Below are 12646 nucleotides of genomic sequence, written 5' to 3'. Positions count from 1 at the left end.
CTTCGGCCGCCTTGCGAGGCGGGTCGCGACGTTGGCCTCAGTCGACGTGCGTTACGGGAGATCCTCCGGGGCGATGATGGGGATCGCGGTCGTTGGCGGCTCGAGGCCCGTCAGGCGTTCCGTGCGCAGGTACTTCTCGACCTGGGCGCGATCCATGAGACCCGCGTCCACGACGAGATCGGCGACGTCGCGCCCCGTCAGCAACGCGGTCTTCGCCAGTGCCGCTGCCGAGGAATAGCCGATGTACGGCGTCAGCGCGGTGATGACGCCGACGCTCTGGCCGACCATGGCGCCGAGACGCTCGGTGTTCGCGGTGATCCCGTCGATGCAGTTCACCCGCAACGTGCGCATCGCCTGCCGCATCCAGATGATCGACTGGAACAGGGCGTGGCCGATCACCGGCTCGAAGGGGTTGAGCTGAAGCTGACCGCCCTCGACCGCCATCGTCACGGTCATGTCATTGCCGGCGACGGCGAACGCCACCTGGTTGACGACCTCGGGGATGACGGGGTTCACCTTGGCGGGCATGATCGAGGATCCAGCCTGCTGGGCCGGCAGATTGATCTCGCCGAACCCCGCCTGCGGTCCGGACGACAGCAGACGCAGGTCGTTGGAGATCTTCGACAGCTTCATCGCCGTTCGCTTGATCGAGGCGGAGAACGACATGAACGCACCCGTGTCGCTCGTGGCCTCGATCAGATCGGTCGCCGTGCGCAGGTCGAGGCCCGAGATCTCTGACAGATGCTTGCGGACGGACTCGCCGTAGCCGCGGGGCACGTTGATGCCGGTGCCGATCGCCGTCGCGCCCATGTTGATCTCGAGCAGCAGTTCGGAATTCGACGCTTGCCGGTTCCAGTCCTCGCCCATCGTCGTGGCGAAGCCGTGGAACTCCTGGCCGAGCGTCATCGGCACCGCGTCCTGCAGCTGGGTCCGACCGACCTTGACGACGTCACGGAACTCGTCGGCCTTGCGCGCAAACGACTGTCGTAGCAGGTCGAGCTCGTCGAGTTGGGTGCGGTGCGCCAGCAGCACACCGATCTTCAACGCCGTCGGATAGACATCGTTCGTCGACTGCGAACGGTTGGTGTGGTCGGTGGGGGAGAGGGAGGTGTAATCGCCCTTCTCATGTCCCGACATCTCGAGCGCGATGTTCGTGATGATCTCGTTCGCGCACATGTTCGTCGAGGTGCCGGCGCCACCTTGGATCACGCCCACCGTGAACTGGTCGTGGAACTCGCCGTCGATGACACGCTGCGCCGCGTTGTCGATGAGGTCCGCCCGAGCCGCGTCGAGCGCCCCGACCTCCTTGTTCGCGCGCGCCGCCGCCTGTTTCACCATCGCCAGCGCGGTCACGAGCTCGGGATACACCGAGATCGCGCGCCGGGTGATGTCGAAGTTCTCCTGGGCGCGGAGTGTGTGGATCCCCCAATAGGCGTCGGAGGGGATCTCCCTCGAGCCCAAGGAGTCGGTTTCAGTTCGCGTCGTCGCGGGTGCCATGCCCTCAGGCTAACGGCTCGGGCCGCTTTCGCGAGAAGAACTCGAGACGGTCGGCGGGAGTCATCCGCTCCACTTGTTCGTACCACTCGGGTGTGAAGACCTCGGCCGGGTCGGCGGCGTCGACGGGAACGACGGTGCTGGTGATCTGGTCGTCGTACACGTGCACGAGATGGAAGGTCTGTCCCGCGTCCATGCCGTTGATCCGGCGCGGCGGACGAGCGACGTCCATCGTGTAGCAGCTCGCCGCCGCGACGAAGGCCGGAACCCCCGCGAAGGATCCGCTCATCGAATAGTGCAGGTGGCCAGCGAGCACGGCGCGCACGTCGGATCCGTCGATCACGTCTGCGAGTGCTGCTTGGTTCTGCAGCTCGAGGATGTCGAACATCGGAACGTGGCTCGGCAGCGGCGGATGATGCAGGGCGACGATCGTGCCGCGCGGCGCGGGCGCCGCGAGCGTCTCACGCAGCCAGCGCAGCTGCTCGTCGTCGATGCGGCCGTGATGCCAGCCGGGAACCGATGAGTCGAGCGCGATCACGCGCAGGCCGCCGACGTCGATCGCGGTGTAGATCGCGCGCTCAGACGGGTCCTCGCCCAACAGGTCGCGGCGCATCGCGGGCCGCTCGTCGTGGTTCCCCGCCACCCACAGCACGGGCGCCGCCATGCGCGCGGCAACGGGCTCGACGAGACGCTTCAGCTCGCGATACGCGTCGGGCTCGCCGAGGTCGGTCAGATCTCCGGTGATGATGATCGCGTCGGCACGGTCGAGGCGCTCGATCCGGTCGAGCATCGCCTGCAGATTGGCCCGCACGTCGATCGTGCCGCCGAGACGCGGGTTCGCGCCGAGCAGGTGCGTGTCGCTGATGTGGACGAGAGTGTGGGAGGCGGGAGCGTGCTGACCGAACGACATGGCACCAACGGTAACGTGGAGGTGTGACGGCAGCACCCATCGCGAAGAAGGTCCTCACGACACGTTCGCACCACGGTCGGGTGTTCCGCGACCCGTATGAGTGGCTGCGCGAGAAGGAGTCGCCCGCCGTCATCTCGCACCTGGAAGCCGAGAACGCGTACGCCGAAGAGCGACTGGCGCACCTCGAGCCGCTCCGGGAGAAGCTCTTCGACGAGATCCGGTCGCGGGTGCGCGAGACCGACCTGTCGGTGCCGATCCGCCGCGGCGACTGGTGGTACTACGGGCGCTCGATCAAGGACCAGCAGTACGGACTGCAGTGCCGTGCGCCGATCTCGGACCCGGAGGACTGGACGCCGCCGGTGCTGTCGGTCGACGAGAAGATCCCCGGTGAGCAGGTGCTCTTCGATGCGAACGTCGAGGCCGCCGACAGCGAGTTCTTCGCCCTCGGTGCCTTCGGCGTGACGCTCGACGGTGGCACCATGCTGTGGGGCGTCGACCTCGCCGGTGACGAGCGCTACACCGTGCGCGTACGCGACATCGATACCGGGAAACCACTGCCCGACGTGCTCGAAGGCATAGCGGCCGGCGCGAGCTTCACCCCGGACGGGCGTTTCATCCTCTACTCGACGGTCGACGACGCCTGGCGGCCGGACCGAGTATGGCTGCATCGCGTGGGAGATGCCGGCCGGGACGACGACGTCGAGATCTTCCATGAGTCCGACGAGGCGTTCTGGGTCGGCGCCGGATATACGCGCAGTCGTGACTTCTTCCAGATCGTGTCGGGGTCGAACACGACGACCGACGTGACGATCATGCGCGCCGACGATGTTCCACTCCTGTACGAGGGCCAGGACGTCGACACGTACACGGTGTTCTCACGCGAGGACGGCGTGGAGTACGCCGTCGACCACGCTGTCGTCGACGGCGAAGACTGGTTCTACGTCCTCCACAACGACGGCGCCGAGGACTTCACCCTCGAGCGCGTTCCCGTGGGCAACCCGGCGGCGGAGCCCGAGACTGTGATCCCGCACCGTGCCGGCGTCCGACTCGAAGACGTGGACTGTCTGCGGGACTTCGCGATCGTCGAGTATCGCTCCGGCGGCATCGCGCGCATGGGGATCCTCGACTACGCGAGCGGCGAGGTGCGCGAAATCACGTTCCAAGAGCCTCTCTACACGGCCGGTGCGTCCGGCAACCCCGAATGGGCGCAGCCCATCGTGCGGCTGAACTACGACTCTCTGACGACGCCCGCGACCGTGCTCAACTACGAGGTCGCCACCGACGAACGCACCGTGCTGAAGCAGGTCGAAGTGCTCGGCGGGTACGACCGCGACGACTACGCGCAGCAGCGGCTCTGGGTGCCCGCCGCTGACGGCACCGAGATCCCTGTCTCGCTCGTCTGGAAGCGTTCCTTCGGCACGCCGGGGGAGTCGCCGCGGCCCGTGCACCTCTACGGCTACGGCGCATACGAGCATTCGATCGATCCGCACTTCTCCATGTCGCGCCTGTCGATGCTCGACCGCGGCGTCGTCTTCGCCATCGCGCACGTGCGCGGCGGGGGCGAGATGGGCCGCGCCTGGTACGAGAACGGCAAGCTCGCCCGTAAGCGCAACAGTTTCACCGACTTCGTGGACGTCGCGCGCTTCCTGAATGACAACGGCTACACGAGCCCGGACCGCCTCGTCGCCGAAGGCGGTTCAGCGGGCGGCCTGCTCATGGGCGCCGTCGGCAACCTCGCCCCCGAGCAGTTCGGGGGGATCCTCGCCGACGTTCCGTTCGTCGACGCGCTTACGACCATCCTGGATCCGTCGCTCCCGCTCACGGTCATCGAGTGGGAGGAGTGGGGAGACCCGCTTCACGATGAGACCTTCTATGACTACATGCGCTCGTACACCCCGTATGAGAACGTGCGCGATGACGTCACCTACCCGCGGATCCTCGCGACGACCTCCCTCAACGACACCCGGGTGTACTACGTCGAGCCCGCCAAGTGGGTCGCCCGGTTGCGCGAGGTCGGCGCCGACGCGCTGCTGAAGTGCGAGATGGTCGCCGGACACGGCGGCGTCAGCGGTCGATACAACTCATGGCGCGAGCGGGCCTACCAGCTCGCCTGGATCCTCGACATCTTCGGCATCGCCGAATAGCGCGACGCGCCTCGCTGCGTTGTCGTCGGTCGACGCACCCCGGTGCGCCTCCCTCCTCCGCCTTGCGAGCCACGCCGCGCTATCCGGCGAGCGGCGGGCCTGACGCGACGCGCTACGCGACGGTGCGGCAGTGCGTGGTCAGTTCGCCGAGGCCCTCGACGCCGACCGTGACGGTGGAACCGTCCACGAGCAGCACCTGCGGGGTGCGCGAGTAGCCGGATCCGCCGGGGGAGCCCGTCGAGATCAGCGTGCCCGGCATCAGCGTGATGCCGGTCGACAGGTGCGCGATGAGCTTCGCGACCGACCGGATCATCTGGTTCGTCGACGCGTCCTGCATCACCGCGCCGTCGACGCTCGTCCAGATCGCGAGCTGTTGCGGATCCGGGATCTCGTCGGCCGTCACGACGTACGGGCCCACGGGGGTGAAATCGTCGAACGACTTGCAGCGGCACCACTGCGCCTCGGAGTACTGGATGTTGCGTGCCGAGATGTCATTGACAACGGTGTAGCCGAAGACGTGATCGAGAGCGTCCTCCTCGGACACGTCCCGCGCGGGCGACCCGATGATCACGCCGAGCTCGGCTTCGAAGTCCACCGACTCGCTGATCGTGCGCGACCAGGTCGTCGTGCCCTCGTGGCCGGCGAGCGAGTTCGGCCACAGCGTGAAGACGGTCGGCGTATCGTCGCTGGTCAGGCTGAGCTCGCCCGCGTGCGCCGCGTAGTTCAGGCCGATGGCCATGATCGCCGGCGGGGTGAGCACCGCGGGCGCGAACGAGACGTCCGCGACGTCGATTCGCTCGCCCGCGTAGTCCGACGCTGCGGCCTCGATCTCCGCGGTCGCCTGCGGTCCACGCGCGATGAGCTGCTCGAGGGTGACCGGCCCGTCGGCGATGAGGTCGGCGACGGCGACGACGCCAGCATCCGTCACGTGGACGAGGGCAGGATCGGTGGACTCCGGCAGGATCACGTGGGCGAAGCGCATGGAACCAGCCTATCCGTCGGGCGCGGAGCCGCAGGTGAATAGACTTCGAGACGATGACGAGTTTTCCCGGAGGGAAGTACGACCCCCGCGCATTCGCCCGACCCGCGCGCGCCGACGGCGCGCAGATCTCTCCTGCGCCCGCGAGTGAGCCGCATCTGCCGGTCGCGCAGCCGTCGCTCGTCAAGGAGGGACGCACCGTCTGGGTGTGGACGTGGCCCTTCATCGCGCTCTTCGCGCTCGCCACGCTCGCGTTCTTCCTCAGGGAGTACGGACTCGCCGCACCGGCGCTCGCGTCGGTCATCGCCTTCCTGCCCTTCGCCGCTGTGGTGCTCGCGTTGCTCTGGCTCGACCGCTGGGAGCCCGAACCCGTCGGCATGCTGGTCTTCGCGACGGCGTGGGGCGCGTTCGTGTCGATCGCGCTGACCCTTCTGATCGGCGGGTTCCTCTATACGGCGGTGCCGTACGCGACCATGTTCTCGTGGTTCGGATCGGTCGTGCAGGCGCCCATCGTCGAGGAGATCCTGAAGTGCCTCGGCATCCTCCTGATCCTCGCGATGGCGAAGCGAAGCCTTGACGGCACGCTCGATGGCATCATCTACGGCGGCCTCGTTGGTGCCGGGTTCGCGTTCGTCGAGAACATCAAATACTTCGTCGAGGCGCTCCTGGCGGGCGGGGTCGGCGAGCTCACGACGGTGTTCTTCCTCCGCGCGATCCTCTCGCCGTTCGCGCACATCATGTTCACGGCAGCATGCGGCTTCGCGGTCGGTCTCGCAGTACGCCGCGCGCGGCCGGTGTTCTTCCCCTGGCTGCTGGGCCTCCTGGTCGCGATCGCCTTGCACGCCTTCTGGAACGCGAGCGCCGCATTCGCCGGTTTCCTCCTGCCGTACGTACTGCTCCAGGTGCCGCTGTTCATCGTGTTCATCGCCGTGTCGATCCGGATCCGTCGCGCGGAGCTGCTGCTGCGCCGAGAGCGTCTCGAAGATTACGTGCGCGCCGGTTGGTTCACGGCGCCCGAGGCAGACATGCTGTCGACGAAGCCGGGACGGACGGCAGGGCTCGCGTGGGCGCGCAGCCTGCCGGGCGATCGGCGCCCCATCATGCGCGACTTCATCCATGACGGCGCGCGACTCGCCTGGGCCCGCCAGCGCGCGATCACCGGGACGGACCCGCTCGCTGCCGCGGACGAGCACGCCCTCCTGGCGCGCATGATGAGTACCCGCGCGCGCCTCCTCGCGCCGATCGGGGTCGGTAACGATTGGTCGCGGGGGTCTTGACTTCCCCGTCACGGTGGGAGACTCTGTCTCCATAGACCAGCGCCCGATGCGTTCTCCGGCCTCGCCGAGACCCGGGCGCTGGTTCTCTGTCTCGGCGGTACCGTTTCGCCGATAGCGCATTCGGTGGTCGTGCGCGTGCGCATCGGTCAGGATGTAAGCATGACCGAAGAACGCACGAAGCCCGAGTTCGAACCGCCTGAGGGCCCGGCACCCGCGGAGCTCGAAGTTCACGACATCATCGTCGGCACTGGCGACGAGGCGAAGCCCGGCGCGACCGTCACGATCCACTATGCCGGCGTCGACTACGACTCCGGCGAGGAGTTCGACTCTTCCTGGAACCGCGGCGAGCCGGCGCAGTTCCCGCTCGGCATGCTCATCCAGGGCTGGCAGGACGGGATCCCCGGGATGAAGGTCGGCGGTCGACGCCGCCTGACGATTCCGCCGCGCCTCGCGTACGGCGAGTCCGGAGCCGGTCACTTCCTCGGCGGCAAGACCCTCATCTTCATCATCGACCTCGTCGACGCTTCCTGAATCCTTCACTCGTGGGCGGGTCCGGCCTGGGCCCGCCCACGAGTGCGTCACGGACGATTCACAATCTATTCACTTGACTTTAATTACATGCAGATGAATACTTGTATGGAGCGCGAACGAGTCGCGCCATCGAATCGCCGTTGTGGCAAGGAGAGCGCATGACCATTGACATTCCCGGATACAAGGCAGGCACCTACGTCCTCGACTCGTCGCACAGCGACGTCAACTTCGAGGTGCGGCACATGATGATCTCGAAGGTGCGGGGGAAGTTCCTCGTCAAGCAGGCGACGCTCGTGCTGCCGGAGAACCCGCTCGACGCGACGGTCGAGGCGACCGCTGACGTCGCGTCGGTCGACACGAACGACGAGGGTCGTGATGGCCATCTGCGCAGTGCCGACTTCTTCGACGCCGAGAATTTCCCGACGATCTCATTCGCCAGTACCGGCGTGCGCGAGCAGGGCGACGGCCTCGTCGTCGATGGCGACCTGACGATCAAGGATGTCACTCGCGCCGTCACCTTCTCGCTCGAGCTGGGTGGCTTCGGTTCCGACCCTTGGGGCAACTACAAGGGCGGCGCAACGGCCGAGGCGACGATCGACCGCGAAGAGTTCGGCCTCAACTGGAACGCCGCGCTCGAGACCGGTGGTGTGCTCGTCGGCAAGACCGTCAAGATCACGCTCGACCTGCAGGGCACGCTGCAGGCCTGATCTGCGTCGCGTGACCTCCGCGCCCCTTCCTGGATCCTGGGAGGGGCGCGCGTGCGTGTGGGGTAGACTCACTGATTGCCGTTACAGCGGCCGCGGATACAGAGAGCTCGCACATTCGGTGTGGAGCGCCGCGCAATGACGAGGAAGGGGATCAATTTCTATGGCACTGGAAGCTGACGTCAAGAAGTCGATCATCGAAGAGTACGCGACGCACCCCGGTGACACCGGATCCCCCGAGGTGCAGGTTGCTCTGCTGTCGCGGCGCATCTCCGACCTGACCGAGCACCTCAAGGAGCACAGGCACGACCACCACTCGCGTCGTGGGCTGTTCCTGCTCGTCGGTCAGCGCCGCCGCCTTCTCGGCTACCTGCAGCGCGTCGACATCGCGCGTTACCGCGCGCTGATTGCGCGCATCGGTCTCCGTCGCTAACGACGAAGCCCGTATCGGCCAGCACTGTCTGGTTCACCGGCTTGCCCGGTGAACGTGCCGATAAGCCGCAGGAGCCGAGGGGAGCGCCCAGCGTTCAATCGACTTCTCGAAAGCCCGTCCCACGGTGTGGGGCGGGCTTTCGTCGTTCCGGGAATAGATTCGCGGCGCACGCGTTGCATCATGTATATTCAAATGCATGGAAATGAGTGGAGGTCTCATGAACGACACCAACAGCACAGCGATGCAGTTTGGGTTGATGTCCGTCAGCGATATCACGCGCGACCCGGTGTCGGGGGAGACGCCGAGCGAAGCGCAGCGGATCCGCGACATCGTCCGCATCGCGACGCATGCCGAGGAAGCAGGGCTCGACGTCTTCGCCCTCGGTGAGCACCACAACCCGCCCTTCTTCTCGTCGTCGCCGACGACGACCCTGGCGTTCATCGCGGCGCAGACGGAGCGACTGATCCTGTCGACGGCGACGACGCTGATCACGACCAACGACCCGGTCAAGATCGCCGAGGACTACGCGATGCTGCAGCACCTCGCTGGCGGCCGCACCGACCTCATCATGGGGCGAGGAAATACCGGGCCCGTCTACCCGTGGTTCGGCAAGGACATCCGCGAGGGCCTGCCGCTCGCGATCGAGAACTACCAGCTTCTGCACCGACTCTGGCGTGAAGACGTCGTCGACTTCGAGGGGCGCTTCCGCACGGCTCTGAATGGCTTCACCTCGACGCCGCGGCCGCTCGACGACGTGCCACCGTTCGTGTGGCACGGCTCCATCCGCACGCCCGAGATCGCCGAGCAGGCGGCGTATTACGGTGACGGCTTCTTCGCCAACAACATCTTCTGGCCGAAGGAGCACTACCAGCGCCTGATTGGGCTCTACCGCCAGCGGTACGCGCACTACGGCCACGGCACGCCCGAGCAGGCGATCGTCGGGCTCGGCGGGCAGGCCTTCATGGCGAAGAACTCGCAGGACGCGGCGGATCAGTTCCGCCCGTACTTCGACAACGCCCCCGTCTACGGCAATGGCCCGACGATGGAGGACTTCACCGAGATGACGCCGCTGACGGTCGGCTCGCCGCAACAGGTGATCGATCGCTACGCCTCCATGCGTGACGCGTTCGGCGACTACCAGCGCCAGCTCTTCCTCATGGACCACGCCGGCCTTCCGCTGAAGATGGTGCTCGAGCAGATCGACTTCCTCGGTCAGGATGTCGTCCCCGTGCTCCGCCGCGAGCTGCAGAATGACCGGCCCGAGACGGTCCCGGACGCGCCCACGCATGCCGCGCGGGTGACGGCGAAGTACGGCGACGACGAACCGCGCCAGCCGCGTCCCAACGCGAACCGTGGCGACAACGTCACCGGCGGATCCCCGTACCAGGACGCGCCGGCGCCAGCCGGCAGCGCGTTCGGGCTCGGAGGAAAGCGATGAGTGACGAACGAACGATCGCCGTCGTCTCGGCGGGGCTCAGCACGCCGTCGTCGACGCGGATGCTCGCGGACCGCGTGACCGCCGCGGTCACGGCCGAGCTCGCCGGCCGGGGCGTCGAGGCGACCGCGAGCATCTTCGAACTGCGCGATGTCGCCCACGACATCACCAACCACCTCCTGACGGGCTTCGCTCCGAAGCCGCTCGCTGAGGTGAACGAGGCTGTTGCAGCCGCGGACGCGCTCGTCGTGGTGACGCCCATTTTCTCGACGAGCTATTCCGGGCTGTTCAAGAGCTGGCTCGACGCGCTCGATCGCGACGCGCTCGAGGGCACTCCGGTGCTGATCGGCGCCACGGCGGGCACCCCGCGCCACTCGCTCGCGATCGACTACGCGATCCGGCCGCTGTTCACCTACCTGCACGCCGAACCGGTCACGACGGGTGTCTTCGCCGCGTCCGACGACTGGGGCGAGGGCGCCGATCGTGTCGCGCCGCTGCAGAAGCGCATCGACCGCGCCGCGCGTGAACTCGCCGACCGGCTGGTGGGAGGGCCTCACCGCGCCGCGCAGGATCCGTACTCGCCCGAGGCCTATCTCGGCGGCGCCGCGTCCTTCGCGGATCTGCTCACCTGACTCGCGCTCGCGGGGATCCGCGGTGCGCGGTGAACGGTACGGGGGCGGCAGAGGGCGGGACGGTGAACTCTGCGCAACATCCGCCGCGTCGGGTCGTGGCCCTCCGGTGCGCAGGGCCACGATGAGGCCATGCGCGTCGCGATCGTCACCGAGAGCTTCCTTCCGCACATGAACGGCGTCACGAACTCCGTGCTGCACGTGTCGCGTCACCTCCGTGACCTCGGTCATGAGGTGCTCATCGTCGCGCCGCGCGCAGCGGGCGGATCCGGCTCGGACGTGAACCATGAGCTTCCGGCGACAGCGCTGCTCGCGTCGGTCCCGCTGCCGAGCTACCCGGACGTGCGCGTGGCGATCGCGTCGGTCGCGCAGCTCAAGCGGATCCTCGCGGGCTTCGTCCCCGACGTCGTGCACCTCGCCTCGCCGGCCGTGCTGGGATGGCAGGGGCTCGTGGCCGCGGATGCCCTCGGCCTCCCGACGGTCGCCGTCTACCAGACTGATGTCATCGCCTACACCTCGAAGTACGGGGTGGCGGGCGTCGCCGCTCTCGCGGAGGCGCACGTCGCGCGGCTGCATCGTCGGGCGACGCTGTCTCTCGTACCCTCGAGCGCCGCGGAGCGTCAGCTCGCCGCGCTCGAGGTCGACCGTCTCTGGCGGTGGGGGCGTGGCGTCGACTCGGTGAAGTTCTCGCCCGCGCATCGGTCGGATGCGTGGCGGCAACAGGTGGCGCCCGGCGAACGGATCATCGGCTACGTCGGACGCCTCGCCCCGGAGAAGCAGGTCGACGACCTGCGGGCATTGACGCGGATCCCCGGGGCGCGACTCGTGATCGTCGGCGACGGACCCGAGCGCGCCCGGCTCGAGCGCGAGCTCGACGGAGCCGTCTTCACGGGGTTCCTTGACGGCGGCGATCTCGGCCGGGCGGTCGCCAGCTTCGACGTGTTCGTGCATCCGGGCGAGGCAGAGACGTTCTGTCAGACCGTCCAGGAGGCGCTCGCGAGCGGCGTTCCGGTCGTCGCGACGGGATCGGGTGGTCCCGTCGATCTCGTCCGCAGTTCGATCGATGGGTGGCTCTACGCCCCGGGAGACCTCGCCGACCTCCGCCGGCGCGTCGAGGACCTCCTGGGCGACGAGGCGAAGCGACGGTCCTTCGGATCCGCGGCGCGTGATGGGGTGCGGCAGCGCACCTGGCGAGCGCTCACCGAGCAGCTGGTGTCGCACTACGCAGAAGCGGCGCGGCTGCGGCGCTTCGACGATCGTCTCGTCGTCCGCGCCGCGACGCGCCCGCTCACGCCCGTCCGGCGTGCCGATACACCGCGCTGGCGACGGTTCGTCGCGCTCGGCGATTCGCTGACCGAGGGCCTGTGCGATACGTCGCGCATGGACGAGGGACACGTCCGCGGCTGGGCGGATCGGCTTGCGACGATGCTCGCGGAGAGCGCGCGGGAGGAGTTCCAGTACGCGAATCTGGCGGTGCGCAGTCGCCGCGTGCGTGACCTGACGAGCGAGCAGGTTCCTGCCGCGCTCGCGCTGGATCCGGACCTCGTCGCCATCTTCATGGGAGCGAACGACCTCGTCACGCACGTCGCGGACCCGGTGCGCCTCGCGCATCAGCTCGAACGCGAAGTGCGCCGCGTGCGCGCGAGCGGAGCCGACGTGCTGCTCGTGATGCCGTTCCTCCCGCGCCGGCGCGCCGTGCGGATGTTCGCTGGTCGCTTCGCCCGATTCGCGCACGAGCTGCGACGCATCGCGTGGCAGACCGGGTCATTCCTCGTCGACGTCGAGGCACTTCCCGAGCTCGCGGATCCCGAGATGTTCGCGGAGGACCGCGTGCATCTCGCGAGTCGCGGGCACCGGATTCTGTCGTACCGCGCCGCTGAGATCCTCGGCGTTCCTGACGCAGTGGCGCTCGGCGACCTCGACGATGCGCTGCACTCCGCGGACTCGTCCGGTCGGCGCTGGTTCACCCGTCACGCGCTGCCGTGGATCTGGCGTCGGCTGCACGGGCGCGCCGCCGGCGACGGCCTGTCGGCGAAGCACAGCGAGTACGTCGTCGTCCCGAATCACCGGGGCGACCGTCAGGGGTCCGACGGCGCCGCGGCGCTCTGAG

General features: G+C 67.8%; 11 protein-coding genes. 8 read left to right on the top strand and 3 right to left on the bottom strand.

Features of this window, described 5'->3' with window-relative positions; translation table 11 throughout:
• Positions 1–51: 51 nt before the first annotated feature.
• Together IEW87_RS13285 and IEW87_RS13280 are read right to left on the bottom strand one after the other, a co-directional pair.
• On the bottom strand, positions 52–1497 hold the full coding sequence (locus IEW87_RS13285; RefSeq protein WP_188712879.1) for an aspartate ammonia-lyase: 1446 nt from the start codon (positions 1495–1497) through the stop codon (positions 52–54).
• Positions 1498–1501: 4 nt separating this feature from the next.
• The gene (locus IEW87_RS13280; RefSeq protein ID WP_188712878.1) at positions 1502–2404 is read right to left on the bottom strand and encodes a phosphodiesterase; all 903 of its coding nucleotides are present in this window, start codon (positions 2402–2404) and stop codon (positions 1502–1504) included.
• 23 nt (positions 2405–2427) lie between these two features.
• On the opposite strand from IEW87_RS13280, the gene IEW87_RS13275 reads away from it, so the two are divergent.
• Entirely contained in the window at positions 2428–4548 is a 2121-nt protein-coding gene (locus IEW87_RS13275) for a S9 family peptidase (protein ID WP_188712877.1), read from the top strand.
• A gap of 112 nt (positions 4549–4660) precedes the next feature.
• Here the strand turns inward: IEW87_RS13275 and IEW87_RS13270 are convergent, their stop codons facing one another.
• Positions 4661–5530: a fumarylacetoacetate hydrolase family protein gene (locus tag IEW87_RS13270; protein WP_188712876.1), complete on the bottom strand. Its 870-nt coding sequence runs from the start codon at positions 5528–5530 to the stop codon at positions 4661–4663.
• 53 nt (positions 5531–5583) lie between these two features.
• On the opposite strand from IEW87_RS13270, the gene IEW87_RS13265 reads away from it, so the two are divergent.
• The 7 genes from IEW87_RS13265 to IEW87_RS13235 all read left to right on the top strand — a co-directional run bounded on the left by IEW87_RS13265 (position 5584) and on the right by IEW87_RS13235 (position 12645).
• On the top strand, positions 5584–6804 hold the full coding sequence (locus IEW87_RS13265; protein WP_188712875.1) for a PrsW family intramembrane metalloprotease: 1221 nt from the start codon (positions 5584–5586) through the stop codon (positions 6802–6804).
• Positions 6805–6963: 159 nt separating this feature from the next.
• A complete protein-coding gene (locus tag IEW87_RS13260) occupies positions 6964–7335 on the top strand; it encodes an FKBP-type peptidyl-prolyl cis-trans isomerase (protein ID WP_188712874.1) in 372 nt (123 codons plus the stop codon).
• Positions 7336–7493: 158 nt separating this feature from the next.
• The gene (locus tag IEW87_RS13255; protein ID WP_188712873.1) at positions 7494–8042 is read left to right on the top strand and encodes a YceI family protein; all 549 of its coding nucleotides are present in this window, start codon (positions 7494–7496) and stop codon (positions 8040–8042) included.
• Between the two features lie 160 nt (positions 8043–8202).
• Positions 8203–8472 carry a 30S ribosomal protein S15 gene (gene rpsO, locus IEW87_RS13250; RefSeq protein ID WP_188712872.1) on the top strand — a complete coding sequence of 90 codons (270 nt, stop codon included), beginning with the start codon at positions 8203–8205 and terminating at the stop codon, positions 8470–8472.
• Between the two features lie 217 nt (positions 8473–8689).
• Positions 8690–9910, top strand: coding sequence for an LLM class flavin-dependent oxidoreductase (locus IEW87_RS13245; RefSeq protein WP_188712871.1), 1221 nt, complete (start codon positions 8690–8692; stop codon positions 9908–9910).
• Positions 9907–10539, top strand: a complete 633-nt coding sequence (locus IEW87_RS13240) for a CE1759 family FMN reductase (RefSeq protein ID WP_188712870.1) — start codon at positions 9907–9909, stop codon at positions 10537–10539. Before IEW87_RS13245 ends, IEW87_RS13240 begins: the two co-directional genes overlap by 4 nt.
• Before the next feature lie 129 nt (positions 10540–10668).
• Positions 10669–12645, top strand: coding sequence for a glycosyltransferase (locus IEW87_RS13235; protein WP_188712869.1), 1977 nt, complete (start codon positions 10669–10671; stop codon positions 12643–12645).
• Position 12646: the final 1 nt, after the last annotated feature.

Source organism: Microbacterium faecale, from assembly GCF_014640975.1.
GTDB lineage: Bacteria > Actinomycetota > Actinomycetes > Actinomycetales > Microbacteriaceae > Microbacterium > Microbacterium faecale.
The sequence above is the reverse complement of the archived record's forward strand: the minus strand, read 5'-3'. Positions and strand labels throughout refer to the sequence as shown.

Excerpts from the sequence above, each read along its gene's own strand:
- IEW87_RS13285 (WP_188712879.1), bottom strand. The coding sequence starts at position 1,497 with ATGGCACCCGCGACGACGCGAACTGAAACCGACTCCTTGGGCTCGAGG.
- IEW87_RS13280 (WP_188712878.1), bottom strand. The coding sequence starts at position 2,404 with ATGTCGTTCGGTCAGCACGCTCCCGCCTCCCACACTCTCGTCCACATC.
- IEW87_RS13270 (WP_188712876.1), bottom strand. The coding sequence starts at position 5,530 with ATGCGCTTCGCCCACGTGATCCTGCCGGAGTCCACCGATCCTGCCCTC.
- IEW87_RS13265 (WP_188712875.1), top strand. The coding sequence starts at position 5,584 with ATGACGAGTTTTCCCGGAGGGAAGTACGACCCCCGCGCATTCGCCCGA.
- IEW87_RS13260 (WP_188712874.1), top strand. The coding sequence starts at position 6,964 with ATGACCGAAGAACGCACGAAGCCCGAGTTCGAACCGCCTGAGGGCCCG.
- IEW87_RS13255 (WP_188712873.1), top strand. The coding sequence starts at position 7,494 with ATGACCATTGACATTCCCGGATACAAGGCAGGCACCTACGTCCTCGAC.
- rpsO (WP_188712872.1), top strand. The coding sequence starts at position 8,203 with ATGGCACTGGAAGCTGACGTCAAGAAGTCGATCATCGAAGAGTACGCG.
- IEW87_RS13245 (WP_188712871.1), top strand. The coding sequence starts at position 8,690 with ATGAACGACACCAACAGCACAGCGATGCAGTTTGGGTTGATGTCCGTC.
- IEW87_RS13240 (WP_188712870.1), top strand. The coding sequence starts at position 9,907 with ATGAGTGACGAACGAACGATCGCCGTCGTCTCGGCGGGGCTCAGCACG.
- IEW87_RS13235 (WP_188712869.1), top strand. The coding sequence starts at position 10,669 with ATGCGCGTCGCGATCGTCACCGAGAGCTTCCTTCCGCACATGAACGGC.